Genomic DNA, 25,136 nt, shown 5'->3' with positions numbered 1-25,136 from the left:
TTGGGCCTGACGTTTGACTGTCCGACGAAGCGCTCACGCAGACGGCTGGAGATGGCCAACTACCGACGGACGCGGAGAACCGAAGAATCGGTCATCGAATTGAGAAAAAATACCCGCCGCCCAATCTGCAAACACCTTGAGCTTTTCGGGCACGTGGCGATTCGATGGATAAAGCAGATGAACTGGATGCCGCGGACGAGTCCATTCCCGCAATAGCGGCACCAGCGCGCCACGCTCGATGTGAGGCCGCGCCAGGAACTCATAGGTCTGGCTGACGCCCAATCCCGCCAGAAGCGCCGTCAGACGAGCCGTACTCTCGTTGACGGCCAGCATGGCACTGTGGCCAATCTCGAACGTTTCCCGGCGCCGCCGGAACAACAGCGGATTCGGTTTCCCAGTCAGCGACGAGAAATAGGTGATCAGGCCATGTCCTTGCGCCAGTTGTTCCGGATGTGCCGGAACGCCATGTACCGTGAGATAGGCCGGGCTCGCGCACGTCACGTAATCGAATTCGGCGATCCGTTTCGCAACCAGAGACGTATCGGCAAGCACGCCGCTGCGGATTACGCAATCGACGCCCTCACCGATCAGATCGACCGGCCGGTCGCCCACGCCGAGATGAATCTGGATGTCCGGGTAACGGGCATGGAAATCGGGTAGCGCGGGAATCAGGATCGCGTTCGCTAGCGACGAGCCGATATCGATGCGCAGACGTCCGCGCAGTTGCGCATGGCTGCGCGCGACGAGCGCATCCATTTCCTCGACTTCCCCGAGCAGATGGAGCGCGCGCTCGTAGTATGCGGCGCCTTCCGCGGTGACCGTGACGCGCCGCGTCGTGCGCTGCAGCAGTTTGACGCCCAGATGCTTCTCGAGCTCCTGCATCAGCTTGGTGACGGTCGGCCGCGGCATGTCCAGCGAATCCGCCGCCCGGGAAAAGGATCGCGCTTCCGCGATCCGGACGAATACCCGCAGCGCAAGCAACTGATCGATCTTCATAAGGATCGTTTCTGCCGGTGAATGATGAATTAGGGAAGCCGGTCTTTATCCACCGTGCCATGCGCCCTATCGTGTCGAATCTTCATCCACGTTTCATTCAGCACGGAGCACGACATGAGCAGAACCATGGACGGCAAGATCGCCGTTGTCACGGGCGGCAGCACCGGCATCGGCCTGGCGACAGCCAGGGCATTCGCGCAAGCAGGCGCGCGCGTTTTCATCACGGGCCGCCGCCAGGCGGAGCTGGACGCGGCGGTCGCGGACATCGGCGCGTCGGCCACCGGGATCCGGGCGGACTCGGCCAGTCTGGCCGACCTGGAACGTGTGTTCGCGACGGTCAAGTCCGAAGCCGGCCGCGTCGACGCATTGTTCGCGAACGCCGGCGGCGGCTCCTTCCTGCCGCTGGGCGCGATCACCGAGGAGCAATACGAGGACACGTTCGACCGCAACGTGAAGGGCGTGATATTCACGGTGCAGGCCGCGCTGCCGCTGCTCGGCCAGGGCTCGTCCGTCATCGTCACGGGTTCCAATACGGGCATCATGGGCACTCCCGCGTTCAGCGTGTACAGCGCCACCAAGGCCGCTGTGCGCAATCTCGTGCGTAGCTGGATCCTCGATCTGAAAGGGCGCGGCATCCGCGTCAACACGGTCAGTCCCGGTCCGATCCGCACGCCGGGCCTGGTCGGTCTCGTCGGCCAGGACGCCGCGGCCCAGCAAGGCCTGCTCGACTACCTCGCGGACCAGATCCCGCTCGGCCGTGTCGGCGATCCGGAAGAAGTCGCGAAGGTCGTGCTGTTCCTCGCCTCAAGCGACGCCAGCTTCATCAACGGCGCGGAAATCTTCGTCGACGGCGGGCTCGCGCAGGTCTGAAGCCGGTCCGGACCGATGCGCTGCGCGGGCCCAGCCGCCGGTTTCCCGTGACCGGGCCCGCGCACGCATCCTCGCGCGTCAGGCAGTAAAGCCGCCGTTCACGTCGAGCACCGACCCGGTGATGTACCCGGCATCCGGGCCGGCCAGGAACACGATCGCGGCTGCCACTTCCTCGACGGTCGCGATGCGGTCGATCGCATGCGAAGCCATCACGATCGGCGGCAGGCTGCCGGCCGAGCCGGCGGCCATGTCGGTCGCCATGATGCCGGGCTGCACCACGTTGGCCGTGATCCGGCGCGGCCCGAGGTCGCGCGCGGCGCCCTTCGTATAGCCGATGACGGCTGCCTTGCTCGCGGCATAGTCGGCCGTGCCGGGGAAACCCACGCGCGTGCCGAGTCCCGAGCCGACCGAGATGATCCGGCCTTCGTCGCTGATCACTGGCGCGGCGGCCCGAATAGTTGCGACCACCCCCATCACGTTGACCTGCCACTGACGGTCGAGCGCCGCGTTGTCGATCTCGGGATCGTCGATCAGCTTGCCTTGAATCGCGAGCGCCGCATTATTGACGAGAATGTCGAGCCGCCCGAAATGGGCGACGACGCGCTCGATCAACGCCTTCGCCGCGGCCGGATCGCCCTGGTCACTCTGGATCGCGAGCGCGCGCACGCCTTTCGCTTCGAGTGCGGCAACCACTGCCGCGGCCTTCTGCGCCGACGCAACGTAGCTGATCGCCACGTCGGCGCCCTGTTCCGCCAACGCGGCGGCCGTCGCCGCGCCGAGGCCGCGCGAACCGCCTGTGACCAATGCCACCTTTCCTGCCAAACGCTTGTTCATGTGAGACTTTCCTTGTCTTGTGCCTGAAAATGGAACGGCGCCCTTCACCAGGGCAGCCGTTCGTCCTGGAAAAAGAATCCGCCGGTCGGCCCGTCCTCGCCCAGCGTCGCGTAGCGGATCGCCGTGCGCGCGCCGTCCTCAAGGCCGAGATCGGCATGCTTGCTGCCCATTTCGGTGCGCACCCAGCCCGGGTGGATCGCATTGATCTTGATCGGGCTGCCGCGCAACTGCTCGGCCAGCAGGATCGTGAACGCGTTCAACGCCGCCTTCGACGTGTCGTAGCCGAGCGCCTTGACCGGATACACCGGCGACGCCGGATCGGATAGATGCGCGAGCGAGCCGCGGATGCTCGACACGTTGACGACGCGCGCAGCCGGCGCCTGCTTCAGCAGCGGCAGCAGGGTCTGCGTGAGCAGCAGCGGCGCGAAGAAATTGACCTCGAAGGTCCGACGCACGACCGACTCGGGCACCTCGTCGATCGGACGATCGGGAGGCGTGGCCGCATCCGCGCTGTCGAGCCAGATGCCGGCGTTGTTGATCAGAATGTCGAGCTTGCCGAAGCGGCTGTCGAGCTCGCGAAACACTGCCGCACGATCGGCCTCGGACGTGACGTCGAGCTTGAGCGCCAGCGCCTCGCGGCCGTCGTCGCGCAACGCCTGCGCGACGGCTTCGGCGCGCGCCAGATCGCGCGCCGCGACGATCACATACGCACCGAGCGCCGCAAGCTGGCGGCACGTCTCGAGCCCGATGCCGCGCGTGGCGCCGGTGACCAGCGCGTGCTTGCCGCGCAGCGGCAGGTTGTTGGATGAGGTGTCGACCATGGTTTAGCCTCGTACGGTCTTGAATGCGCGGCGCAGTTCGTCGGTGAAGATCGCCGGCTGCTCGAACGCGGCGAAGTGGCCGCCGTGGTCGACTTCGTTCCAGTAGTACAGATTCGGCCACCACGCCTGCGCCCAATGCTTCGGCGCGCGCCAGATCTCGTGCGGGAAGACCGTCGCGGCCATCGGCAGCTCGATGCGGCCCGCGTTGAAGTTCGCGCCGTGACGCGCGTTTTCCCAGTAGATGCGCGCGGACGAGGCCGCCGTGTTCGTGAACCAGTACAGCGAAATGTTGTCGAGCATCTCCTCGGTGCTCAGCGCGTCCTCGGGATTGCCGTGGTTGTCCGTCCAGGCCTGGAACTTCTCGTAGATGTACATGGCCAGCCCGACCGGCGAATCGGCCAGCGCATAACCGATCGTCTGCGGCCGCGTGCCCTGCTGCTTGAAGTAGCCGTAACCGTCGTCCATAAACTTCTCGACCGATTCGATCGCTGAGGCCTCCGCCGCCGTCGGATGCTCGGGCAATGGCTCGGGGTACACGAACTGCCAGTTCACATGCGCCGCCTGCAAGCCGGCCGGGCGCACGTGGCCGAGCGCATGCGTAACGGCCGAGCCCCAGTCGCCGCCCTGGGCCACCCAGCGCGTATAGCCGAGCCGCTGCATGAGCGTGCCCCATGCCGTCGCTGTCCGCACGACGTCCCAGCCTTCCTCCGCGGGCTTGTCAGAAAAACCGAAGCCCGGCTGTGACGGGATGACCAGGTGGAAAGCATCGTCCGCGCTGCTGCCATAAGCCGTCGGGTTCGTCAGCGGCCCGATCACCTTCATGAACTCGACGATCGAACCCGGCCAGCCGTGCGTCATGATCATCGGCAGCGCATTCGCGTGCGGCGAGCGCACGTGCAGGAAATGGATACCGAGGCCGTCGATCTCGGTGCGGAACTGCGGATACGCATTGACCTTGCGCTCGAATTTTCGCCAGTCGTAGCGGTCGCGCCAGTATTCGACCAGCGTGCGCGCCTTGTCCAGCGGCACGCCCTGCGCCCAGCCGGCCGCGGTCGCGGCTTCGGGCAGGCGCGCGCTCGACAGGCGCAACTTCAGCGCGTCGATATCCGACTGGGGCACGGCAATGCGGAACGGCGCGATCTCGGTCGTCGCCGGCGGCAGGCTGAATGCAGCATGCGACTCGGCGATCCTGCCGCCAAGCGCGAGACCGACCGACGCGCCGGCCGTATGTTTCAGGAAGGTGCGGCGCGACGTAGAGGCCGCCGGATTCTTGTTTTCAACAGGAATACTCATGGATTTCACTGGTTCTGTGCTGCGTTTCGTCACTCAGGCGCCGACATTTCCCGCTTCCGTAATCCGCGGCGCCTGACGGCGCCGGGCTACGTCGACGAGATAGTCGAGCTTGCCGATGTCGAGGCCCATGTGGCGCAGGATCGCGTAGGCCGTCGTGACGTGGAAAAAGAAATTCGGCAGGGCAAACTCCAGCAGGTAGGCGCGCCCGTCGAAGGACACCCAGCGCCGACGGAGGTTGACCTTGATGACCCGGTCTCCACTGCCGATAAGGTCTGCTCGCGATACAAGATCCAGCAGCGCTTCCGTGCGGGCGATGCGCTCGCGGAGTTCGGACAGCGTGCGCTCGTTGTCCTCGATGCGCGGCACGCTGCGGCCGGCGAGCCGCATCGCGCAGGCCTTGGCCGCGTCGCTCGCATGCTGGATCTGGCGGCGCAGCGGATCCATGTCGTCGGCCAGCCGGGCTTCGAGCAGTGCCGTTTCCTCGAAGCGGCCGGCGGCCACATCGGCCTCGGCTTTTGCAAGCAACGCCGCAAGCGTGCGGAAACCGCCGCGGAACGTGGAGATGGACACGTCGTACATGTCGATCGATGCATCGTTCATGCGCGTACCTCGCGGCCGATCGGCGTCAACAACTCGAATCCGCTGAACGGTCCGCCGACTTCCATGCGACGGCCGCCATCGGCCAGGGAACCGAGCCCGAGCGGATGCAGGCCCATTGCCTCGATCAGCCCCGCGACGACCGACACGGCCACGTCGTCGTCGCCCGCTACAGGGATCACCCGCTGCAGGCCACTCGGTGCCGGCGCGAACATCTTCGCGAACGGCAGCGTGTTGAACGCTTTCACGACACGCGCCGATGGCGCCAGTCGGGCCACGATCTCGCTGCCCGACTCGCCATGCAGATCGTCTACACGGAAATCCGGCGCGTAGCTCAGGAAAATGTTCGTTGTGTCCACCAGGATGCGGCCGCCCCATGCGATGCCGGGCGTCAGCACGTCGCGCACCCGCGTCCACGGCACGGCGAGAAACACCACGTCCGCTTCCATCGCCTGACCGGTCGTGGCCGGCGTCAACGGCACGCCCGAATCCGCGAGCAAGGTCGAAAGATTTTGCGGACCACGCCGGCTTGCCACCGACACTTCATGACCGGCCGCAGCTAACCGGACGGCGAGCGTCATGCCCACCGTGGCCGCGCCGATGACTCCGATCTTCATTGCTGGTTCTCCAATACGACGGTTGAACGATGTGTCGCCGCCGGCGCCGCGCGACACATCAGAGCGATCACGACACCCGCGGCCGACACGAAACCACTGACGAGAAACGCCGCGTCGAGCCCCGAGTTATCGACCAGCACGCCGCCGATCGCCGCGCCGGCCGCGAGCGATATCTGGAATGCGCTGACCATCAGCGCTGAACCCGCCTCGTAGAGCGCCGGGGAAGCGTTGAACATCCACATCTGGACGCAGACCGGCACCGCGCCGAACGCGGCGCCCCACAGCATCACGACGGCGATGGCCCATGCCGGCGAGCCTTTGGCGGCCACGGCCAGCAGCACGGACGCCGCCAGCAGCGCCGCGGCGGCGGCAAATGCACCGCGCACGTCGGATCCCGCCAGACGCTCGCCGACGAACGAGCCGACGACGCCGGTCGCCGCATAGCCGGCCAGCGTCAGCGTCACACCGGTGGCGCCGAGGGCGAGCGTGTTGCGCAGATAGGGTTCGAGGAACGTGTAGGCGACGAAATGGCCGGCCGCGACGAAACCGCTGGCCAGCAGCCCGACCGCCGCCATCGGAATGCGCGCGAACGCGGACAACTGGCTCGCGCGAATCGCCGTGCGCATGACCAGACGCGGCAGATAGCGCAGTTGAACCAGCACGACCAGCAGGCCCAGCGCCGCGTTCGCTGCGAACACCATGCGCCAGCCGATCAAGCCGCCGAGACTTGCACCCACGGGCATGCCGAACACCGTTCCCGCCGAAATGCCGGCCGAGATGATCGAGGTCGCCCTTGCGCCGGCGCTTTCCGCCACCAGCCGGCGGCCGGCCGCGACCGCGAACGACCAGAGCCCGGCCACCGCCAGCCCGAGCATCAGACGGCTCGCGAGAAAGACCGGAAAATCCGGCGCCAGCGCGGCCATGACGTTCGACGCGACGATCGTGGCCGTCAGCGCGACGATGATCGCGCGCCGGTCCATCGCGCCGGCCAGCACGACCAGCAGGGGCGCCGCGAACGCCGCGACGAAACCGGGCGCAGTCACGGACAGGCCGGCCCGCCCTTCCGACACATGCAGGTCGAGCGCCAGCCGCGACAGCAGCCCGATCGGTAGAAATTCCGTCGCCACCAGCAGAAACGTGCCCGCCGCGATCGAAGCGACGCCCAGCCAGCCGTGCCTCGTATGTCCCTCGCCAGGCGCCTGCTGCCGGCACATCGATTCGCCCATGAAAATAAAGTATCAATCGTTACGATAACGAACGGTACTTTATTTGCCGCGAAGCCGTCAAGCGTTTTATAATGATCGGTATTGAAATCAGGCAGGCTTGCAAGACACAGTCATGGGTCGTCACAGAGAGTTCGATATCGACGAGGCACTAGGTGCCGCGTTGACCGTTTTCTGGCAGAAGGGATACGAGGGCACGTCGTTCGAGAACCTGACGCAGGCAACCGGCGTGGCCCGGCCGGGGCTCTATGCCGCATTCGGCAACAAGGAAGCCTTGTTCCGCCGCGCGCTGGACCGTTACGAAAGGGATTACCTGGGCTTCATGCAGGAAGCGTTGAGCGCACCGACCGCCCGGCAGGTTGTGGAGCGCACCCTGATGGGCTGCGCCGAACTGCACACGCGGTACGAGGCCACGCGCGGCTGTCTCGGCATCAACGGCGCGATGGCGTGTTCGGACGACAGCGAATCGATCCGGCACGAGCTGGCCGTGCGCAGGAGCGCCTCACAGGACGCGCTGCGGAAGCGGCTCGAACGCGCGAAAAAGGACAAGGATCTGCCAGCCTCGGCGGATTGCGCCGCGCTGGCGGCCTTCGTGATGGCCGTCTCGCAAGGCATGGCGGTACAGGCCAAGGCAGGCGCGTCGAGGAAATTGCTCGAGGGAATCGCCAGGCACGTCGTCAGCACCTGGCCGACGGGCGACAAATAAATTCGGTCCGGCCCGACGGACCGGACCCGGACCGCTCGCGTCAGATCTGGGCGAAACCGCCATCGACAAAAAGCTCGCCGCCAGTCATGAAACTGCTGTCGTCTGACGCGAGAAACGCGACGACCTTGGCGACCTCATCGTCCTCCCCGACCCGATTCAGCGGCGTGATGCCGGCGGCGTAAGTGTAGAACTGCTCCAGTTCTCCGCTCGGAAGGCCAGTTTTTCCATGGCCAGGCGTCAGGATCACACCGGGGCTGACCGCATTGACACGGATGGCTCTGCCCTTGAGATCGGACGACCAGGTGCGTGCGAATGAACGAACGGCCGCCTTGGTTGCGCTGTAGACACTCCAGTTGGCCCAGCCTTTCGATGCGACGATCGAAGCGTTCAGGATCACCGACGCGCCCGGCCCCATCAGAGGGAGCGCCTTCTGGACGGTCCAGATCACACCTTTCACGTTCACATCGAACTGGTAATCAACGTCTTCTTCCGCCAGGCTGCCAAGCGGTGCCAAGGTGGCGAGGCCCGCATTCGCAAAGACAATGTCAACCCGTCCGGCCTCCTCGCCAATCCGGGCATATAGCCGATCGAGATCGGCCGGCCGGGAAACATCGGTTTGTACCGCCGTCACCGTCGGCCCCAGCAGCGCGGCGGCCGAATCGAGCTCGGCCTGTCTACGGCCCGCGATATACACGCGCGCGCCTTCCTTCACGAAAACCTTGGCTGTCGCCAGACCGATTCCGGAGTTTCCCCCGGTGATGACCGCGATCTTTCCTTCGAGCTTGAGCATTGCTTCCTCCAGAGGTGGATAGAACCATCACGTTTCGGGACGCAACGCATTCGACCGCGCCCCATCATTCAATTCAAGTCCAATGATTGAACCGATTATGACCAACCCAGTCCAATCATGCAACCAGATTAAGCCCAGGAAGGACCGGCGCCGTCTGGACCGTATCTATCCGTGAAGATCCCGCACGCGCCGACCATCCCTGCGGTTTGATGATGAAACCAGATCACGTATCATCGTGGTATGCAATGCGCGGCACCGCAATTCGCACGTGCCGCGACGAAACAGGCATTGGAGGGAATCAGGTGAAACGCAAAAGTTTGGCCGATGAAAAATGTCCGATGGCGCGGAGCCTCGACATCATTGGCGACTGGTGGACGCTTCTGATCGTCCGCGATGCGCTTGCCGGCGTGAGCCGATTCAACGACTTCCAGCGCAGTCTCGGTGCCGCGAAAAGCAGCCTCAGTACCCGGCTCAAGGTGTTGGTGGATCAGGGAATATTCGATATCCAGCCGGCATCCGATGGCAGCGCCTATCAGGAATACGTGCTGACCGACAAGGGGCTGGCGCTCGCCCCTGTCCTGACAAGCCTGGCGCAGTGGGGTCTCGCCCATGCCTTCAAACCGGGGGAGCAGGCGTCCCAGTTGGTCGACAAAAAAACAAACCGCCCGCTAAAAGACATAGAACTGAGATCGTCTGATGGCCGGCGATTGCATGCCAGTGACATTCGGTTCTTATCTGGTCTTACCGAAATCCCCGCTTGATGCATCGGACATGAATGGTATGGATCGACCGCGGCCGGCAGACCCCGTCTCGATCCGTCACACCGATCATTCATTGTCTCTGCGCGCATGACCCATGACCGTGTCGCATCAGTATGAGCAGGAGAAGGATGCGTTTGCACGGATCGACACGACCTACGGCAGTGCAACCGGCGCAAGCGAGATGTTCCAGTGATACGTCCGCGATACCAAAGCTGTGCCCGCATGGGTCAACGTCGAACTGACGAAACAGGATGGCAGTACCGCGCGCCAGGACTGAGGGTGGCAGCAGACCCAATGGGACGTGCTCAGCCACCGGGGCGACGATCACGTTCATGCCGTGCTCAACGTGCTGGACAACGGCGTCACTCCAGACAGTCTCAAACGCGTCGCCGACGCGCCGACCTCGCATACGGTCGTAGTGCCGTACTGGCATGAAAACAGGGGACATCTTGTGGGTTTTCGTGCCTCATGCCGCCAGGCACTGAGCCAACCAGGCGGCGATATCGGCGCGACCGAGGTAGTGCGAGCGTTGCGCAGCACGGGACAGGTTTCGACCTGCTACTCGATGACGAAGGCATTCAACTCGACGTTGATACCGTTGAGGATTTGGCGCGCGCGGCGGCCCTTCTTGAGTTGCGTCGCAGTACAGGCTGAAATCAAAGCCTGCGCCTCAGCTATCTTTCAGCCCCTGGACGCACGGCCTTTCATCGTGAAGCAATCGCCCTCGGCAGACGGTCGATCTTTAGCGGCCGGCTGCATATCCTAATCAGGAAACCCGCGAGCCAATGCACCGGTCTCCGCCCTCCCAAGATCCGCGATCCCCTCCTGCAAAAACTCGACGAGCGTCCGTTGTGCCGCATTCAACACTCCGCCCGCGGTCACCAAAGCGAGCTCGGTCGGCGGCAAAGATGGCAGTCCCTCGCACAAACGATGCTCAGGAAGAACCGCCGTCGTCGGCAGCACTGAAATTCCCAGGCCCGACGAAACGGCAGCCTGGATGCCAGTCAGGCTTTGGCTCCCGAACGCAATACGCCAACGCCTGTGCGACTTGTCGAGACTGCGAATCGCACGCTGCCGGTACACGCAACCGTGCGGAAATAGCGCCAGAGGGATAGGTTCGTCACCCGCTTCTGCCTGCCACCCGGCCTCCGCGCTCTGAACCCAGACCAGAGATTCCGGCCACGCTGCGAGGCACTCGCCGCTGCCCGGCTCGCGCTTGATCAGTGCGATCTCGATTTCTCCGGCCGCCAACTTACGCTGCAGGTCAGCGCTCATTCCCGCCACCGTCTCCAGCCGCGCGCCCGGTTGTGCCTTGACGAAACCCGACAGCATGGCCGACATGCGGCGTGCGTCGAAGTCCTCCGGCACGCCGATCCGCACCGGCGTCAGTTTCACGTCGCTGGCCAGCGCGTCCTGCGCCTCCTGCGACAACGCCAGTAAGCGCCGCGCATATTGCGTCAGCATTGCGCCGTGCTCGGTCGTCGTCACCTGGGTGCCAGCACGATCGCGCAGCAGCAAAGGCCGTCCGACCAGCTCCTCCAGCTTGCGCACCTGTTGGCTGACCGTCGACTGCGTGCGATGCACACGCTCGCCTGCGCGCGTGAAGCTCCCTTCGTCGACAACGCAAACCAGCGTGTTCAGCAGTTCAAGATCCAACATGGCCAATCCACCCCGATATTTGAAATTCAACTTAACCACATATTTTAATTTAATTTCCAAATACCCATGAACCTCGCTAATCTCGGCGCCCATGACCTGATTATTTACCCTGGGAACGCACTTCCATGTCACTTCAGAACACCGCTCGCCCCCTGTGGCTCACGTTCGACTGTTACGGCACACTGATCCAGTGGGACGAAGGTTTGCAGGCCGCTGCTCGCCAGATCCTCGAGGCGAAGCCGGGCCATACCGTCGATCCCCAAAAACTCATCGGCGTCTACGACCACCACGAACACGCGCTGGAACAAACGCCGCCGCATCGCTCGTTCCGCGAGGTCGCGGGCGCCGGGCTGCGCCTCGCGCTGGAAGAACTAGGTTTGCAGAGCGACAGCAGCGACGCCGAAGTGCTGACCGGGCGCATTTCCGCCATGCCGCCGTTTCCCGAAGTGGTGAATACGCTACAGCAGCTCAAGGCAGGCGGTTATCGTCTGTGCATCGTGTCGAATACCGACGACGACATCATCGCGGGCAACGTCGCGCAACTCGGCGGCCATATTGACCGCGTGATCACCGCGCAACAGGCTGGCGCCTATAAACCCGCGCGACGCCTGTTCGATTACGCTCACGAACAACTGGGCGTCACGCGGGACGAGGTCGTGCATATCTGCGCGAGTCCGCATCTGGATCATGCGGCGGCGCGCGATATCGGTTTTCGCTGTGTCTGGATCGACCGCGGAACCGGGCGCGCGCTACTGCCCGACTACACGCCCGACGCCACGCTCGCGACACTCGATCAGGTGCCGGCGCTGTTCACGACACTCGGCTGGTAACACTTAAAGGCAACGCTAATGGCACACACACTTTTGTCCCCGGAATCCGTGACGCCGACGCGCCGCGTGGCGCTCGATTCCGACGCGATCAACGAGGCGCGCGTCGAACTGGCGGCCTGTTTTCAGCTCGCGGCGCAATACGGTTTCGAGGAAGGTGTCTGCAATCATTTCTCGGCGGTGGTACCGGGTCACGACGATCTGTTTTTCGTGAATCCGTATGGTTATGCGTTCTCCGAAATTACGGCGTCGAGGCTGTTGATCTGCGATTTCGATGGGCATGTCGTGGACGGTGAAGGCAAACCGGAAGCGACGGCGTTTTATATCCACGCACGGCTGCATCGGTTGATGCCGCGTGTGAAGGCGGCGTTTCACACCCACATGCCGAACGCCACCGCGCTTTGCCTGCTGCAAGGGCCGCCGCTCCTGTGGCTCGGGCAGACGGCGTTGAAATTTTATGGACGCACGGCTGTCGACGAACATTACAACGGTCTGGCGCTGGACGTGTCGGAAGGCGACCGTATCGCTCAGGCGATCGGCGACGCGGATGTCCTGTTCCTGAAAAACCACGGCGTGATGGTGGCCGGCGCCAGCATCGCGGAAGCTTGGGACGACTTGTATTACCTGGAGCGCGCAGCGGAAGTGCAGCTCAAGGCGATGAGCAGCAACCGGCCGCTGAAGCCCGTGCCGCACGATGTAGCGCAACGTGCCTACGAGCAGATGCGCCTGGGCGACAAGGAGAGCGCTCGCGCGCATCTCGACAGCGCGATGCGGGAACTCCGCAGACGCGGGATCCCGTTCGACAAGTAAACTGCAGGACCTGAAACTTCATCGAATAACCGTAGCAAGAATTGCCCGCCGAATTGTTTCGGCGGTATCGTCTTGCCGTTCAACCAAGCTGCATGGGAGAGATCGTCGAACCGCGACGGCGAGGGGAAAAACATCGCCTCAAGTCGGCGCTCCAGCATGTCCCGTCGACGGTACGCTCTTACTGTTTGCGATTTGACCGTACGCGCCAATGCCTGTTCCGCGAGCGAGTCTGGATAGTCAGTGCAGTCGGCAATCCAGTCGCGGAACGTGGAGCGGATTCCATGCACCGTGATATCGGTGCGGCCCAATATCTCCAGCGGCTTTAACATCGCCATATTTGATAACGGCTTTCCCTCCTTGAAACCGGGGAATAGCCAGCCACCCTTCGACTTCGCAGTTGCTTCGCGAACGATCTTCACGGCGTCATCCGGCAGTGGCTCGCGGTGTTCAATCTTCATCTTCATTCGCTCGGCGGGAATCGTCCAGACTTTCGCAGTCAGATCGAATTCCTCGGTGCGCGCAAACATGACTTCGTTGGTTCGCGTAGCGGTCAGGATCAATAGATGAAGCATTCGGGCAGCACGGCGCGGCCAGTGTTTCAGATCCCGGATAAATGCCGGCACATCCTCCGATGCCAACGCTGGATGATGCTGGACCTGTTGTCGCTTCTTCGTCCGCGGCAACACCCTATCTAGATGATCGACGTAACGCGCTGGATTCTCGCCAACACGATGACCTGGCTCAGCGATGAACTGTTCTGCCGCATCACGGAATGTGACCATTGGCGCAGCGTCGATCAGGTTCTTCCGGATAATTCCCTTTCGCGCCTCGATGGGGTCCGCTTCTGTTTCAGCAGGTCCCGGCATTCAACCGCTTCCTTGCGTGCCGCCGCAAGTGAAATCTGTGACAGTAGGCCAAGTCCCATCTCGCGACGACACCCAAATAGCGTGTACATGAAGATCCATGAGCGTGCGCCACTCCTGGCTATCTGCAAGTACAGCCCCCCACCATCGGCGTAATCGCCCGGCTCGACCTCTTTTGCAATGCGCATAGCCGTTAGTCTGTGCAATTGTCCCCTCTCTACCCCACTCTTACCCCACCTGGATGGCCAGATTGTGCGAAAACCGGCGAGAGCAGGCAAGCGACTCATTACCCCACAAAGCCCGGAAAATCATGGGTTCGCGGTGTCAATAGAGAGTCAATGGGAATGAACGGGAGCGCGATCTGGCGGAAGGCAGCAGACTACAACTGCCGCCCGGAAAGTGCCGCCAGGTTTGACTCCCGCTGTTACGGATTACCGCCCACGCACAATCGTACCCATACTTCACGCGACGTCACTGCGTCAGAATAGAACCCTAATTTTTCGAGCCGCCACCCAGAACTGCATTCCCTGTTTGTCCCCGCGCCCAGGCAGCGACCGGCGCACAGCACTCAAGTACTTGCACTTGCCCCAACGCAAGCCGCACGACGGCATGCTGCCCAGGTCGAGTGTTTAGCATTCTGCCAAAAGCGACCAACCTCTCCTTCATGACGGGCTATAACGCCCGGTTTGACAAGCCGCCGAAGAGCGACTTCGACGCGCACCGGCCACTGAGGGCTGACGGGAATCTGGATCAGCCGATAACGTGGCGCGGGACGCGCCGGGTGACAAAGTCGTTGACGGTGCAGTACGACCGGGTGATGTACCTGTTGGACGATACGTCGGAGAACCGGAAACTGATTCACCGCTACATTGACGTGTGGGAGTACCCGGACGGGCGCATCGAAATCCGCGCTAATGGCCAGGTACTGCCCTGTCCTCAATACGACCGGCTGACGCCAGCATCGTATGTCGGCAAGACGACTGAACGGGCGAAGAAGATCGCGTAACGGCCGCTGACCGTTATGGATGCAGGTCGACGCAAGGGACACTGCCGGGTATCAGCGAGGCGCCTAACACGAGGGCGCCCGCCGATCAGGCGAATCTAGAACCGCGTGACAATACCAAACTGCACACCGGTATCGTTCCCGCCTGCTTCGGGTGTCAGCGCACCCGAAGTCTGTGACATCGCATAGGCCGCCTTGCTATGGTTCGCCATGAAGGCCGCAGTGCCATACAGGGAGGTGCGCTTGGACAGGTTGTAGATATAACCCACTGCAAACAGCATCGCGTCCCGCGACGAATCACCGTGCTCATGCAGACGATTTACTGAGAAGCGAATCGCGTCCGGGCCGACCGGAATCATCCCGCCGAGCAGGTAAGTGCTCTGAATGCGCCCCGATGAGCCCACCCGTACGTTCTGATACAAGCCGTAGGCTTTGATGATCTTGAAATCGTACGTGCCGCCGACATTGATTTCGCGAATGTCGCCGACTTTGTAGGTGACGTTCGACATCGCTGCGGCGACACGCAGATCGTGCCCTTCATAGCCGAGACGCAGGCCCGCGAAATTGCCGTCGTGTCCGGTACCGTCTGCCAGATCGTATGGCTTGTTGCCGAATGCGTAATCGCCCTCGGCGAAAAATCCGCCGAGTGTATCCGGCGTCAGGTAAAAGACGCTGTTCGATGTGCGTGCCGCCGTCACGCCCGCTGATGCGAGCGTGAAAACACTGGAGCTGCCGACACCAAGCAACACGAAAGGATCAAACAGGAACAGGTTCCAGTAGGTCGGCGAAAAATCACGTCCGAGGCGGATTTCCCCATATTGCTTCGATTTGAGGCTGACGAACGAACGACGCCCGAAAAGCGATGAGGTCGCTGCCGCGGTGTTATCCACGCTGGCCGTCCCGCCCGTACCGTTGGTTGGATAGATGTCCCCTTCCAGGGTGAAGCCGGCCGACAGTCCCCCGCCGAGATCCTCTGTGCCAATAAGGCCAAATTTCGAAGAACTCAAACCGCTCGAATCCATCGAAAACTTGCTGCCGGCCCCACTCGCATGCGCATAGGTCACAGCCGCATCGAGAACCCCGTAGATCGTTACCGAACTCTGGGCGTACGTGACAGATGTAGCACTGCCAAGTAGTGCGGCAGAAACAAAAATTTTCCTTTTTTTCATCATGGTTCCCGTTCAAGATAGTTATTTAGCACTACTACGTTAGTAGTTCGATTTCGGGGCCAACAAACCCCTGACAAGAGGGGACAGCAACACTATCGGCACCAACGCCGATAGCGCAATCGCAAAGAAGACTACTTTGTTACAGGATGACGCAGCCAGAAGTCCATGTCTTCGTAGCGATCCTTGAAGAACGGAGGAATTTCCTTGTAATACGGCGTGCAAAGCCAGAGTCGCAGCAGATGCCGCTTTAGCTCGGGCTGGGCGAAATCTTCGAACGTGGTGCGCGAGTGCAGCACCAGATGATTGTTGAGAAACTGAAGGTCGCCCGGACGGAAATCCATATCCACCCGGAATTCTTCGCTCGCCGCCAGCGTATCGATCATGTCCATTGCTTCCAGTTGCTGGCCGGTGAGTCGCGGCACTTCGGGAAAGCGTTGCGCCGACCGAATATACGTCGGTCCATGCTGGGCGTAGAAGCGACCATTGAAGACCGCGAAACGCGGCTCGACGTAGTACGGCTTCCTGCCGGCAGGCTCTTCGCCGCGAACGTCTGCGTAGAAAGGACCGTACAACGCCTCGACCAGATCCGGCCGCGTATCCAGCATTTTGTCGTGGATCGCCGCTGCACTACAGATACAACTCAAACCACCGGCTTTCGCTGAACGGAAGCACAGCAGTCCGACCACGTCGCCCTGGTCGTTGTGGAACGGCAAACGCTGTGCGGTGTGATAGCCGCGTTGGGTTGGGTCCAGATACGGATCGCCGCCCTCGTCACGAACGTTCACAAGTAGATCGCCACGCGGGTTTTGTGCGAGGCCGACGCCCAGATGCGCACCGATGCCCCAATAGACCGTACGTGTGCCTTCAAGGCCGTAGTCGTCGATTTCGAGGCCGCGCAAAAACATGACGCCGCTCCCCTCTTCGAGTTCGACGCGCAATCGTTTCAGCTGCTCGCCGAAAGCGCCCAAGGGAAACTGCCCGGCGCCGAAAGGAATCGTTAACCCTGATGTACAGGCATTTTTCAATGCCCACTTAATATCGACCCGATCGGATTGCGTCAATTCATAGGACCACTCGCGATCCTGTTGAAAATCCTCGGTGCGCCATGCGTTAGGCGCTGCGATGCGGCTGCGTGACATTCTTCCTCCTTAGCGATTTTTTTTATTTAAGCACACAACCCCGAGAAAACCGATACAATTTTCAAAAATCGATTCTTTCCCTGGGGCGCCCCCGTGACCCGGGATGCATGAGCCTCGATGGACACGCAGGCCGCAATTGCGGCCTTTCTTGCGGGCACGATCGTCCGGACATGATTACCTTTTGGTCGCCGCATTTGACAGGAGTAGACATGAAGAAAGTGGTTCTGAGATTTGCACCCAAACTGGTCTTGCTGCTCGCAGGCATCGGCGTGTTGGGCATCGACAGTGCCTGGTCAGCGGACAAGGTGCGTGTTGGTGCGTATGCATCCATTGCGGATGCACCCTTCTATATCGCCTTGGACAAGGGGTTCTTCGCAGAACAGAATCTCGATGTTCAGGTCGAACAGGTCGATTCGGGCGCGGCGATGATGACCGAACTCGCGAGTGGCGGCCTCGACGCGTCGGGTGGGCCGCCGAGCGCCGGCGTGTACAACGCAATCCGTCAGGGCATCGACTTCAAGATTGTCGCGGACAAGGGGAGTTCTTCACCGGGTCACGGCTATTTTGCATTCGTTGTCCGTGAAGATTTGACGGACAAGATCAAGGCCCCCGCCGACCTCAAGGGTCGCGTGCTCGCCCTCACCGGCTTCAAAGACGGCGTCAGCAGCGAAGTCACCCTGCATCATCTGCTCGCATCATCCGGTATCAAGGAATCGGATATCAATCTGATCAACATGAACTTCGGTGATGTCGCTGCCGGATTGGGCACGAAGAACGTCGAAGTCGGCGTGCTGATCGAACCGCTGGTCAGTCAGGTCCAGGCGCAAGGTATTGCGACCGTCTGGAGGCGCGTAGACACCATCTACCCGAACCAGCAATACGGTGCGCTGCTGTACGGTCCCGGCATCATCAAACGGCCCGACGTCGCGAAGCGGTTCATGGTTGCGTACCTGAAAGCCGCGCGCTACTACACCGACGCAATCGACAACAAGATTCCGCGCGACGAACTGGTTTCGATTCTTACCCGGCATACATCGGTGAAAAATCCCACCGTTTACAAAACCATGGCATTCCCTGGCATCAATCCTAACGGCACACTGAATGTGCCCGGGATGAAGGAAGACATGCTGTGGTGGGTTTCGGCCGGGTACATGAAGCAACCGGTCGACATCTCGAAGATCGTCGATACGTCCTACGCAGAATACGCTGTCAAGAAACTCGGTGCGTACAAGTAACTTACTAACCGCGGCTCCATGGACCGGCGCATCGGGCGTCGGAATGTAGAGCCCAATTCTCGCCCTGAAATGAATCCGAAAATCTCTATCAACGGGCTGCGAAAAGAGTTCCATACGGGGCACGCGCCGGTCGTCGCACTTGAACGATGCAATCTCGATGTCCAAGAGGGCGAATTTATCTGCATAGTCGGACCTTCCGGCTGTGGCAAGACCACGCTGCTACGCATTCTGGCCGGCCTTGAAACGCCGTCCGAAGGCAACGTAACGGTTCGTCAAACCGATCCGACGAAGCCGCTCGCTACCATGATGTTTCAGGAAACCTCGGTGTTTCCGTGGATGAACGTGCGTGCGAACGTTGCGTATGGCCTGCGTCTGCGCGGCGTCGATCCGGCGCAGACGGAAAGCAAGGTGAATCACTTTCTGTCGCTGACCGGTCTTGAGCGTTTTGCCAATGCTTATCCACATCAACTGTCCGGCGGCATGAAGCAGCGCGTCAGTGTCGCGCGAGCGTTCGCCAACGATCCTGAAATTCTGTTGATGGACGAGCCGTTTGCGGCGCTCGACGAACAGAACAAGATTGTGCTGCAAGAGGAATTGCTGCGCCTGTGGAGCGAAACCCGCAAGACCGTCCTCTTCATCACGCACTCGATCGACGAAGCCCTGGTGCTCAGCGACCGGGTGATCGTGATGAGCGGGCGTCCGGCCCGGTTAAAGGCGGATTTGCGTATCAATTTTCCCCGGCCGCGCGCGGTGTACGACCTGAAAGACAACCCCGAGTACGCGAGCTTGAGCCGCGAGATATGGATGATGCTGCGAGAAGAGGTAGTCGGAAAATGAGCACCTTGAATTCGATTGAAGTAAAGATCGTCGCGGACAAAGACAGAAAAAAGTCGTTTTTGCACGGACTGATTGGGCGCGGCTGGTTCATGGCGATTGCGTCGCCCGTGCTCCTGCTGCTGATCTGGGAAGTACTAGTGCGTGTCGGTCTGCTCGACCCGCGGTTTTTTCCGTCGCCATCGTCGATCATCGAAGAGTTCTTCGCGATGAGCACAACGCCGGATCTTTGGATCGACATCGGGTACACGATCAGCCGGATGATGATCGGCTTCTTTCTCGGCGCGATCCCCGGGGTGTTTTTCGGCGTTGTAATGGGGATTTCGAAAACCCTGCGCAACGTCCTGCAACCAATCATCTCTGCGATTTACCCGATTCCAAAGATCGCGCTTTTCCCACTGGTAATGCTTATCTTCGGTCTGGGCGATCCGTCGAAATGGGTCATCGTCGCAATTGCCGTTTTCTTTCAGGTATTCATGAGCACACTCGCCGGCGTCGTAAATATCGACCGTATCTATCTCGATGTGGCGAAGAACTTCCACGCGACCCGCTGGCAAACGTACCGGACGATTGCGTTGCCCGCATCCGTTCCGTACATTTTCACTGGCTTTCAACTCGGCATGGGGATGGCGCTGATCGTCGTGATCATTGCGGAGAACTTCGGCACGAACCACGGACTCGGTTACGTCATCTGGCATTCCTGGCAGATCTTCGAGGTTCGGGACATGTTCGTCGCGTTGATTCTCGTTTCCCTGATCGGTTATCTGCTTCAACTCGGCATCGTGAAACTCGAACAAATGCTGATTCCGTGGAAGCGTCCGGCAAGGACAACGCGCTGATTTCTGGTTACGTTTGGAGTGACTCCTATGACAGCCCTCACTTTCCGCCCCATTTCCAGCCCGCTCCTGCGGCCGCCGCCCGGTCCGTGGAGCCACGCCATTGAGGTGCAGCCCGGTGCGCGTTTCGTCTACACCTGCGGCCTGGTCGGGACTCAGGCTGACGGCACGATCGAGCAAGGTATCGAAGCGCAGACGAAGCGCATCTATGACAACCTCGTCATCCTGTTGCAGGCGGCTGGCATGACAATGGCCGATGTCATCAAGATCAATACCTACATGCTCGACCTGAGCGAGCAACCCGCTTACGCACGCGTGCGCAATCCCTATCTTGGCGATGCACGCCCCGCAATGACGCTGCTCGGCGTCGCGCAACTCGCTCAGCGCGATTTGCGCGTGGAAGTCGAAGTTATCGCGGCAAAGCGCGACGTCACCGAATAACGCACGCTTCACTGTGGAGCCCTCAGCATGATTTCTAGCACACTGCCGAACCAGGATTTCGCGCAGCGGCCGTATTGGTGGGACGAAGCGCCGCCGCAGAACGAAGTGCGTCCTTCGTTGTCGAGTTCGTACGATGTCGCGGTAGTTGGTGGTGGATTTTCCGGGCTGGCGACGGCATTGGAGCTCGCGCGCAACGGCGTCAAGGTGGTTGTATTCGAAGCTGACCAGTTTGGCTTTAACGCGAGCGCACGCAATAGCGGCGGCGTCAGTTTCGGTATCGATTTTGCCGCCGTCACGCGCTGGCGAAAATGGGCGGGCGACAAAGGCCCCAGCGTCCCCGAACTCGCGCACGGCGCGCTCCAATCGCTGATTCACATGCAGGATTTCATCGCGAAGCATGCAATCGATTGTGACTTCCGCATGAATGGCCGCCTCACCTGCGCGACGACGCCGGAACACTATGGAATTCTGGAAAAGCGGATGGAAGCGACGAACCGATTGTTTGACGCGAACGCCTATATGGTGACACGTGGCGATCAGCACGAGGAAATCGGTTCTGATCGCTTTCATGGTGTGATGGTCATTCCACGTTCCGGTCAACTGCAACCTGCGCGTTATCTGCAAGCGCTATTGAAGTTGTGCCGTGAAGCAGGTGTGCATCTTGTAGACCGTACCACGGTTCGCCGTATGGATCGGCAAGGACCATCGCAGTTCACCGTGGTGACCGATGATGCAGCGATTCAGGCAACGTCTGTCGCGGTCACGACAAACGCGCAAGCGATGCGTCTGAAAGGGTCGCCACTCGGAAACCGCGTGATCCCTGTTGCGAGCCATATCATCGTTACCGAGCGTCTGCCGCAGGAACTTGCCAATCAGGTCGTGCCATTCCACCGCACGGGCGCCGATAGCCGGCGCTTGATGGCGTATTTCCGTCGGACGCCGGACGGTTCGCGTTTTTTGTACGGCGGGCGCGCGGCGCCGTCGGAGGTTTCCCCCGAGGAAGCCGCCGAAAAACTCTACGGCCGGATGATCGGGAGCTTCCCGTTGCTCGCAGGTAAGCGAATCGACTACGCGTGGGGCTGCAAGGTTGCGTTCACATTTGACCGCCTGCCCCACATCGGCCAGATAGACGGTCTGTATTACGTTGCAGGGTGCAACGGCAACGGCGTCGCGATGATGAACTATCTGGGTTTTCATCTTGCTCGTAAGATCATTGGTGGCGGCAACGAATCCTCCTGTGTGTTCGAGCAGGGTAATTTCCCGACTTTGCCGTTCTATACCGGTAAGCCGTGGTTTTTGCCTCTCATGACGATGGGCTTTGGTGCGCTTGATCGCCGTGAAGAACGCAAAGTGCAATGAAATTCATAAGGGAGTAGCGATGCAGACCTGGCTTATTGGAACGACCACTGTTACGCGCATTGAAGAGCAAATCGGGCCGAACGATACTCCGGCTGGAAGCTTCCTGCCTGCACTGGATCGTGAGCGCTTCGCGCAGCATTTTCCGTGGATGGTGCCGACGCACTACGACCCGGTCAACGACAAGCTGATCACCAGCAATCATTCGTGGTTGATCCGTACCGGAACGCACACGATCCTGCTCGATAGCTGCGCCGGAAATCACAAGGAACGGCCGTGGTTGCCCCGCTTCCATCAACTCGACGTGCCGTTTCTGGAACGATTGCGAGCGGCCGGTTCCTCGCCCGATGACATAGACATCGTGCTGTGCACGCACTTGCATACCGACCACGTGGGCTGGAATACCCAACTGGTCGACGGTCGCTGGGTGCCCACGTTTCCGAATGCGAAGTATCTGTTTTCCCGCATCGAGAACGAACACTGGGATTCGTCTATCGGTGAGCGGCGTACGCAGAATCCGGGCCGTGTGGCAGTGTACGACGACAGTGTGCTACCGGTGATCCAGAGCGGCCAGGCGGTGCTGCTGGACGGGGCACATGCAATCGACGACAAGCTGCTGGTCGAACCGGCGCCGGGCCATACACCTGGCCATATCATCCTGAAATTGAGCGACGCGGGCAAGTCCGGCGTATTTTGCGGCGATGTGATTCATCACCCGATTCAGTTGTACGAGCCGACATGGAATACCCGTTTCTGCGAGCGGCCAGAAGAGGCCCTGGTGACCCGCCGCAGAGTGCTCGAAGGCTGCGTGGAAAAACGTTCGCTGCTGTTTCCCACGCACTTCGCTGCGCCGCACGTTGCAGAAGTAGAAGCGGAAGGCGCGGCGTTCCGTCCGAAATTCGTATGTTGCAGTAACTGCTGATCAGCTCGTAGCAGTTCTGTTTCTACGGGACGGGCCGCCCGAATGACCGGGCGGCGCTTTCACGCCACCCGGATCGGGCAGCGGTCGACTTACGATGTTCAGACGTTCCAGTCCGGCAGATATCCGCCGTTAGCGTGGTGTCCGGCGATGCGGCAGCAGAAAGGCGCTGCAAAGTGCGTTGGCATCAGCAGGGACCCGCGTTCCGCGCAATCGTTCAGCATCCGGATACGAGTCTGGAGGGCGACGCCTGGATCCTCGTCGAAATGCGAGCATAGATCCGGATAGTGAAGTTGCAGTGGATGGTGAATTGTGTCGCCAGCAAACATCCCTTCGCTTCCTCCCGAGCGCACACGAATCTTCACGTTGCCTGCCGTATGGCCGGGCGCGGATTCCACGGTCAGAATATCGTCGACGCTATAACCGTCCTCGACGAATTGGACCTGACCGGCTTCGAGCACGGGCAAAAGACTGTCCTCGAACGCATTGTCGTTGATAGGTCTGGCCGCATAATCCGGGCGGCGTGAATCCCAACGGTCGAATTCCCGGCGGTTAAAAAGATATTTCGCATTTGGAAACGTGGGTATCCAGCGACCATCCTTCAACTGCGTATTCCAGCCGATGTGATCGGCGTGCAAGTGCGTGCACATCACGAAATCTACATCTCCGGGGTGAACGCTGGCGGCACGCAGACGTTCGAGCCATGGCACATCGCGCATGTGAAAATGCGGAATCGACGGACGCTGTTTGTGGTTGCCAATGCAACTGTCGATCAATATCGTATGATGCGGCGTACGCACGAGCCAGCTATGGATGCTGGTCAGCAGGCGATTTTCCGGTAAATCGACAAAGCGACGGGCCCATTCAGGCGAATCGTGCCACATCTGCTTCTGGATCGCCGGAAACATGAACTCCGGAGCGAGACCCGGCCCGTGATAGTCTTCGATTCGCGTAATTCGAGCGGAACCCAGTTGCATGTCCATTTTGTTTCAGCCTGTATAAAGAGACGTGCTCCCGATGCGCATACCGGGAGCGAAATGCCGCGATTACAGCTTCACACAAACATTGCGCAGTTCGGTATAGAACTCCAAGGAATGCAAACCGCCCTCGCGGCCGATGCCCGACATCTTCGCGCCACCGAACGGCGTACGCAGATCGCGCAGGAACCATGCGTTGATCCAGCAGGTACCGACCTCGAGCTGCGCAGCAATCCGATGTGCACGCTGCAAATTGCGCGTGTGTACTGCAGCAGCGAGCCCGTAACGTGTGTCGTTAGCAAGCGCAACGACTTCCTCTTCGGTGTCAAATGGAGCGATATGGCAGCAGGGGCCGAAAATTTCCTCTCGGACGACGGCGCTGCTTTCCGGCAGTCCGGTCCATACGGTCGGCTCGATCCACGCGCCTTCCGCCAGTTCCGCAGGCATAACTGGAATCCCGCCGCCGGCCACGATCATCGCACCTTCTTCTTTCGCGCGTGTGTAGTACGACAGCACCTTTTCGCGGTGACCCAGCGAAATCAGCGGCCCCATCTTGCCATTCGCATCGTCAGGGTGACCCGGCTTCGTGGTACGTGCGATTTCGCCGAAGCGCTGGACGAATTCGTCGAACAACGGACGTTCGACGTACACACGTTCGGTGCCGAGGCACACCTGCCCGCAGTTGGCGAACACCGCGCGGCTGGTGACTTCAAGTGCATTTTCGAGGTCGCAATCCGCGAACACAATCGACGGATTTTTGCCGCCGAGCTCCATCGACGTGGCCTTGATGCCGCTCGCGGCCGTTTCCAGGATCTTCGCTCCAGTTCCTGTCTCACCGGTAAAGGTAATCGCGTTGACACCCGCATGTTTTGTCAGGAATTCGCCTGCGGAGTCGGGACCGAAACCATGCACAACGTTGTATACGCCCGCCGGTACGCCGACCTTGTTCATCACTTCGCCGAGAAGCGTTGCGGTCGATGGCGTTTCCTCGGACGGTTTGACGACCACCGTATTGCCGCACGCGATCGCCGGGGCAACCTTCCACGTCATCAGCAGCAGTGGCAGATTCCAGGGGCACACCACGGCGATCACCCCCTTCGGACGGCGTAGCACATAGTTCAGCGCTGTCCCACCATCCGGCGTCGACATTTCGAAAAACTCTGCGCCAGCGCTCTTCACTGTATCGGCAAAAACCTTGAAGTTTGCGGCACCGCGCGGGATATCGAGGTGTGACGCGAGAGACCTCGGCTTCCCGGTATCGGCAACTTCCGCCTGCAGGAAGTCGTCGAAACGCAGATTGATTTCTTCCGCCACCGCATAGAGCATGTCCGCGCGGTTCTGTACCGACATGCTCCCCCAAGGGCCGTGCAGCGCAGCTCTGGCTGCTGCAACTGCCGCATCGACTTCAGCCTGACCGGCTTCGTGCACACGCGAAATCAGCGAGTTGTCGACAGGGCTACGATTGTCGAACAAGCGTCCGGATGCGGCAGGAACGAATTCACCGCCGATGAAGTTAAGCGTCTCAATCGCCATCAAACTCTCCACGTCTCAAATAAGGTA

Annotated in this window: 27 protein-coding genes and 1 pseudogene; 13 read left to right on the top strand and 15 right to left on the bottom strand. The window is 60.9% G+C overall.

Annotated elements, in window-relative coordinates; translation table 11 throughout:
- Positions 1 to 33: 33 nt before the first annotated feature.
- Positions 34 to 996, bottom strand: coding sequence for a LysR family transcriptional regulator (locus tag BLV92_RS24710; RefSeq protein ID WP_309147447.1), 963 nt, complete (start codon positions 994 to 996; stop codon positions 34 to 36).
- Positions 997 to 1,110: 114 nt separating this feature from the next.
- Here BLV92_RS24710 and BLV92_RS24705 point away from each other — a divergent pair, with 114 nt between their 5' ends.
- Entirely contained in the window at positions 1,111 to 1,866 is a 756-nt protein-coding gene (locus BLV92_RS24705; RefSeq protein ID WP_090550169.1) for an SDR family oxidoreductase, read from the top strand.
- Between the two features lie 78 nt (positions 1,867 to 1,944).
- On the opposite strand, the gene BLV92_RS24700 is transcribed toward BLV92_RS24705, so the two are convergent.
- Genes BLV92_RS24700 through BLV92_RS24675 form a run of 6 tightly spaced genes read right to left on the bottom strand, consistent with a single transcriptional unit; the run spans position 1,945 to position 7,254 of the window.
- Positions 1,945 to 2,700, bottom strand: coding sequence for an SDR family NAD(P)-dependent oxidoreductase (locus BLV92_RS24700; protein ID WP_090550166.1), 756 nt, complete (start codon positions 2,698 to 2,700; stop codon positions 1,945 to 1,947).
- A 44-nt stretch (positions 2,701 to 2,744) separates the two neighbouring features.
- Positions 2,745 to 3,521, bottom strand: a complete 777-nt coding sequence (locus BLV92_RS24695; RefSeq protein ID WP_090550163.1) for an SDR family NAD(P)-dependent oxidoreductase — start codon at positions 3,519 to 3,521, stop codon at positions 2,745 to 2,747.
- Between the two features lie 3 nt (positions 3,522 to 3,524).
- The gene (locus BLV92_RS24690; RefSeq protein WP_090550161.1) at positions 3,525 to 4,814 is read right to left on the bottom strand and encodes an epoxide hydrolase family protein; all 1,290 of its coding nucleotides are present in this window, start codon (positions 4,812 to 4,814) and stop codon (positions 3,525 to 3,527) included.
- A 33-nt stretch (positions 4,815 to 4,847) separates the two neighbouring features.
- Positions 4,848 to 5,414: a DUF1993 domain-containing protein gene (locus BLV92_RS24685; protein WP_244283909.1), complete on the bottom strand. Its 567-nt coding sequence runs from the start codon at positions 5,412 to 5,414 to the stop codon at positions 4,848 to 4,850.
- Positions 5,411 to 6,028, bottom strand: a complete 618-nt coding sequence (locus BLV92_RS24680; RefSeq protein ID WP_090550159.1) for an NADPH-dependent F420 reductase — start codon at positions 6,026 to 6,028, stop codon at positions 5,411 to 5,413. Before BLV92_RS24680 ends, BLV92_RS24685 begins: the two co-directional genes overlap by 4 nt.
- Positions 6,025 to 7,254 carry an MFS transporter gene (locus BLV92_RS24675; RefSeq protein ID WP_090550156.1) on the bottom strand — a complete coding sequence of 410 codons (1,230 nt, stop codon included), beginning with the start codon at positions 7,252 to 7,254 and terminating at the stop codon, positions 6,025 to 6,027. The genes BLV92_RS24680 and BLV92_RS24675 overlap by 4 nt, the downstream gene beginning before the upstream one ends.
- Positions 7,255 to 7,366: 112 nt before the next feature.
- On the opposite strand from BLV92_RS24675, the gene BLV92_RS24670 reads away from it, so the two are divergent.
- Entirely contained in the window at positions 7,367 to 7,957 is a 591-nt protein-coding gene (locus tag BLV92_RS24670) for a TetR/AcrR family transcriptional regulator (RefSeq protein WP_090550154.1), read from the top strand.
- A 40-nt stretch (positions 7,958 to 7,997) separates the two neighbouring features.
- Here the strand turns inward: BLV92_RS24670 and BLV92_RS24665 are convergent, their stop codons facing one another.
- The gene (locus BLV92_RS24665; RefSeq protein WP_090550152.1) at positions 7,998 to 8,747 is read right to left on the bottom strand and encodes an SDR family oxidoreductase; all 750 of its coding nucleotides are present in this window, start codon (positions 8,745 to 8,747) and stop codon (positions 7,998 to 8,000) included.
- Positions 8,748 to 8,992: 245 nt separating this feature from the next.
- Here BLV92_RS24665 and BLV92_RS24660 point away from each other — a divergent pair, with 245 nt between their 5' ends.
- Together BLV92_RS24660 and BLV92_RS32380 are read left to right on the top strand one after the other, a co-directional pair.
- A complete protein-coding gene (locus BLV92_RS24660) occupies positions 8,993 to 9,508 on the top strand; it encodes a winged helix-turn-helix transcriptional regulator (protein WP_090550150.1) in 516 nt (171 codons plus the stop codon).
- Positions 9,509 to 9,845: 337 nt separating this feature from the next.
- Positions 9,846 to 10,274 (top strand): glycosyltransferase family protein, encoded by a 429-nt coding sequence (locus BLV92_RS32380; RefSeq protein ID WP_177197968.1) that lies wholly within the window; start codon positions 9,846 to 9,848, stop codon positions 10,272 to 10,274.
- On the opposite strand, the gene BLV92_RS24650 is transcribed toward BLV92_RS32380, so the two are convergent.
- Positions 10,271 to 11,167 carry a LysR substrate-binding domain-containing protein gene (locus BLV92_RS24650; protein WP_090551406.1) on the bottom strand — a complete coding sequence of 299 codons (897 nt, stop codon included), beginning with the start codon at positions 11,165 to 11,167 and terminating at the stop codon, positions 10,271 to 10,273. The two genes, BLV92_RS32380 and BLV92_RS24650, sit on opposite strands and share 4 nt — an antisense overlap.
- A 125-nt stretch (positions 11,168 to 11,292) precedes the next feature.
- On the opposite strand from BLV92_RS24650, the gene BLV92_RS24645 reads away from it, so the two are divergent.
- Together BLV92_RS24645 and BLV92_RS24640 are read left to right on the top strand one after the other, a co-directional pair.
- On the top strand, positions 11,293 to 11,997 hold the full coding sequence (locus BLV92_RS24645; protein ID WP_090550147.1) for a haloacid dehalogenase type II: 705 nt from the start codon (positions 11,293 to 11,295) through the stop codon (positions 11,995 to 11,997).
- A gap of 18 nt (positions 11,998 to 12,015) precedes the next feature.
- Positions 12,016 to 12,804, top strand: coding sequence for an aldolase (locus tag BLV92_RS24640; RefSeq protein WP_090550145.1), 789 nt, complete (start codon positions 12,016 to 12,018; stop codon positions 12,802 to 12,804).
- Here the strand turns inward: BLV92_RS24640 and BLV92_RS24635 are convergent.
- Both BLV92_RS24635 and BLV92_RS32715 read right to left on the bottom strand, forming a co-directional pair.
- Positions 12,705 to 13,670, bottom strand: coding sequence for a tyrosine-type recombinase/integrase (locus BLV92_RS24635; RefSeq protein ID WP_244283908.1), 966 nt, complete (start codon positions 13,668 to 13,670; stop codon positions 12,705 to 12,707). The two genes, BLV92_RS24640 and BLV92_RS24635, sit on opposite strands and share 100 nt — an antisense overlap.
- Entirely contained in the window at positions 13,601 to 13,855 is a 255-nt protein-coding gene (locus BLV92_RS32715) for an Arm DNA-binding domain-containing protein (protein WP_244283907.1), read from the bottom strand. The genes BLV92_RS24635 and BLV92_RS32715 overlap by 70 nt, the downstream gene beginning before the upstream one ends.
- 470 nt (positions 13,856 to 14,325) lie before the next feature.
- Here BLV92_RS32715 and BLV92_RS24630 point away from each other — a divergent pair.
- Positions 14,326 to 14,619 (top strand): annotated as a pseudogene (locus BLV92_RS24630) (ISNCY family transposase); the annotation flags it as partial.
- Positions 14,620 to 14,768: 149 nt separating this feature from the next.
- Here BLV92_RS24630 and BLV92_RS24625 read toward each other — a convergent pair.
- Positions 14,769 to 15,842, bottom strand: coding sequence for a porin (locus tag BLV92_RS24625; protein ID WP_090550142.1), 1,074 nt, complete (start codon positions 15,840 to 15,842; stop codon positions 14,769 to 14,771).
- 128 nt (positions 15,843 to 15,970) lie between these two features.
- Positions 15,971 to 16,978, bottom strand: a complete 1,008-nt coding sequence (locus BLV92_RS24620; protein ID WP_090550140.1) for a TauD/TfdA family dioxygenase — start codon at positions 16,976 to 16,978, stop codon at positions 15,971 to 15,973.
- A gap of 209 nt (positions 16,979 to 17,187) precedes the next feature.
- Between BLV92_RS24620 and BLV92_RS24615 the strand changes: the two genes are divergently transcribed.
- Genes BLV92_RS24615 through BLV92_RS24590 form a run of 6 tightly spaced genes read left to right on the top strand, consistent with a single transcriptional unit; the run spans position 17,188 to position 22,602 of the window.
- Complete coding sequence (locus BLV92_RS24615) at positions 17,188 to 18,213, top strand: ABC transporter substrate-binding protein (protein WP_167627139.1); 1,026 nt, start codon at positions 17,188 to 17,190, stop codon at positions 18,211 to 18,213.
- A gap of 18 nt (positions 18,214 to 18,231) precedes the next feature.
- Entirely contained in the window at positions 18,232 to 19,050 is an 819-nt protein-coding gene (locus BLV92_RS24610) for an ABC transporter ATP-binding protein (RefSeq protein WP_244283906.1), read from the top strand.
- Positions 19,047 to 19,886, top strand: coding sequence for an ABC transporter permease (locus tag BLV92_RS24605; protein WP_167627138.1), 840 nt, complete (start codon positions 19,047 to 19,049; stop codon positions 19,884 to 19,886). The genes BLV92_RS24610 and BLV92_RS24605 overlap by 4 nt, the downstream gene beginning before the upstream one ends.
- Before the next feature lie 27 nt (positions 19,887 to 19,913).
- Positions 19,914 to 20,324 (top strand): RidA family protein, encoded by a 411-nt coding sequence (locus BLV92_RS24600; protein ID WP_090550133.1) that lies wholly within the window; start codon positions 19,914 to 19,916, stop codon positions 20,322 to 20,324.
- Positions 20,325 to 20,351: 27 nt separating this feature from the next.
- Entirely contained in the window at positions 20,352 to 21,683 is a 1,332-nt protein-coding gene (locus BLV92_RS24595) for an NAD(P)/FAD-dependent oxidoreductase (RefSeq protein ID WP_090550132.1), read from the top strand.
- Positions 21,684 to 21,702: 19 nt separating this feature from the next.
- Positions 21,703 to 22,602 (top strand): MBL fold metallo-hydrolase, encoded by a 900-nt coding sequence (locus tag BLV92_RS24590; RefSeq protein ID WP_090550130.1) that lies wholly within the window; start codon positions 21,703 to 21,705, stop codon positions 22,600 to 22,602.
- 98 nt (positions 22,603 to 22,700) lie between these two features.
- Here the strand turns inward: BLV92_RS24590 and BLV92_RS24585 are convergent, their stop codons facing one another.
- Both BLV92_RS24585 and BLV92_RS24580 read right to left on the bottom strand, forming a co-directional pair.
- A complete protein-coding gene (locus BLV92_RS24585) occupies positions 22,701 to 23,576 on the bottom strand; it encodes an MBL fold metallo-hydrolase (protein WP_167627137.1) in 876 nt (291 codons plus the stop codon).
- Positions 23,577 to 23,645: 69 nt separating this feature from the next.
- The gene (locus tag BLV92_RS24580) at positions 23,646 to 25,109 is read right to left on the bottom strand and encodes a 2-hydroxymuconic semialdehyde dehydrogenase (RefSeq protein ID WP_090551403.1); all 1,464 of its coding nucleotides are present in this window, start codon (positions 25,107 to 25,109) and stop codon (positions 23,646 to 23,648) included.
- Positions 25,110 to 25,136 lie beyond the last annotated feature (27 nt).

The organism is Paraburkholderia caballeronis, assembly GCF_900104845.1.
Classification (GTDB): Bacteria; Pseudomonadota; Gammaproteobacteria; order Burkholderiales; family Burkholderiaceae; genus Paraburkholderia; species Paraburkholderia caballeronis.
This window is presented reverse-complemented; position numbering and strand designations above follow the sequence as displayed.

Excerpts from the sequence above, each read along its gene's own strand:
- BLV92_RS24665 (WP_090550152.1), bottom strand. The coding sequence starts at position 8,747 with ATGCTCAAGCTCGAAGGAAAGATCGCGGTCATCACCGGGGGAAACTCC.
- BLV92_RS24680 (WP_090550159.1), bottom strand. The coding sequence starts at position 6,028 with ATGAAGATCGGAGTCATCGGCGCGGCCACGGTGGGCATGACGCTCGCC.
- BLV92_RS24690 (WP_090550161.1), bottom strand. The coding sequence starts at position 4,814 with ATGAGTATTCCTGTTGAAAACAAGAATCCGGCGGCCTCTACGTCGCGC.
- BLV92_RS24625 (WP_090550142.1), bottom strand. The coding sequence starts at position 15,842 with ATGATGAAAAAAAGGAAAATTTTTGTTTCTGCCGCACTACTTGGCAGT.
- BLV92_RS24615 (WP_167627139.1), top strand. The coding sequence starts at position 17,188 with ATGAAGAAAGTGGTTCTGAGATTTGCACCCAAACTGGTCTTGCTGCTC.
- BLV92_RS24675 (WP_090550156.1), bottom strand. The coding sequence starts at position 7,254 with ATGGGCGAATCGATGTGCCGGCAGCAGGCGCCTGGCGAGGGACATACG.
- BLV92_RS24705 (WP_090550169.1), top strand. The coding sequence starts at position 1,111 with ATGAGCAGAACCATGGACGGCAAGATCGCCGTTGTCACGGGCGGCAGC.
- BLV92_RS24635 (WP_244283908.1), bottom strand. The coding sequence starts at position 13,670 with ATGCCGGGACCTGCTGAAACAGAAGCGGACCCCATCGAGGCGCGAAAG.
- BLV92_RS24590 (WP_090550130.1), top strand. The coding sequence starts at position 21,703 with ATGCAGACCTGGCTTATTGGAACGACCACTGTTACGCGCATTGAAGAG.
- BLV92_RS24650 (WP_090551406.1), bottom strand. The coding sequence starts at position 11,167 with ATGTTGGATCTTGAACTGCTGAACACGCTGGTTTGCGTTGTCGACGAA.
- BLV92_RS24645 (WP_090550147.1), top strand. The coding sequence starts at position 11,293 with ATGTCACTTCAGAACACCGCTCGCCCCCTGTGGCTCACGTTCGACTGT.
- BLV92_RS24580 (WP_090551403.1), bottom strand. The coding sequence starts at position 25,109 with ATGGCGATTGAGACGCTTAACTTCATCGGCGGTGAATTCGTTCCTGCC.
- BLV92_RS24585 (WP_167627137.1), bottom strand. The coding sequence starts at position 23,576 with ATGCAACTGGGTTCCGCTCGAATTACGCGAATCGAAGACTATCACGGG.
- BLV92_RS24700 (WP_090550166.1), bottom strand. The coding sequence starts at position 2,700 with ATGAACAAGCGTTTGGCAGGAAAGGTGGCATTGGTCACAGGCGGTTCG.
- BLV92_RS24710 (WP_309147447.1), bottom strand. The coding sequence starts at position 996 with ATGAAGATCGATCAGTTGCTTGCGCTGCGGGTATTCGTCCGGATCGCG.
- BLV92_RS24610 (WP_244283906.1), top strand. The coding sequence starts at position 18,232 with ATGGACCGGCGCATCGGGCGTCGGAATGTAGAGCCCAATTCTCGCCCT.
- BLV92_RS24660 (WP_090550150.1), top strand. The coding sequence starts at position 8,993 with ATGCGCGGCACCGCAATTCGCACGTGCCGCGACGAAACAGGCATTGGA.
- BLV92_RS24670 (WP_090550154.1), top strand. The coding sequence starts at position 7,367 with ATGGGTCGTCACAGAGAGTTCGATATCGACGAGGCACTAGGTGCCGCG.
- BLV92_RS24685 (WP_244283909.1), bottom strand. The coding sequence starts at position 5,414 with ATGAACGATGCATCGATCGACATGTACGACGTGTCCATCTCCACGTTC.
- BLV92_RS24605 (WP_167627138.1), top strand. The coding sequence starts at position 19,047 with ATGAGCACCTTGAATTCGATTGAAGTAAAGATCGTCGCGGACAAAGAC.
- BLV92_RS24595 (WP_090550132.1), top strand. The coding sequence starts at position 20,352 with ATGATTTCTAGCACACTGCCGAACCAGGATTTCGCGCAGCGGCCGTAT.
- BLV92_RS32715 (WP_244283907.1), bottom strand. The coding sequence starts at position 13,855 with ATGCGCATTGCAAAAGAGGTCGAGCCGGGCGATTACGCCGATGGTGGG.
- BLV92_RS24695 (WP_090550163.1), bottom strand. The coding sequence starts at position 3,521 with ATGGTCGACACCTCATCCAACAACCTGCCGCTGCGCGGCAAGCACGCG.
- BLV92_RS24640 (WP_090550145.1), top strand. The coding sequence starts at position 12,016 with ATGGCACACACACTTTTGTCCCCGGAATCCGTGACGCCGACGCGCCGC.
- BLV92_RS24600 (WP_090550133.1), top strand. The coding sequence starts at position 19,914 with ATGACAGCCCTCACTTTCCGCCCCATTTCCAGCCCGCTCCTGCGGCCG.
- BLV92_RS24620 (WP_090550140.1), bottom strand. The coding sequence starts at position 16,978 with ATGTCACGCAGCCGCATCGCAGCGCCTAACGCATGGCGCACCGAGGAT.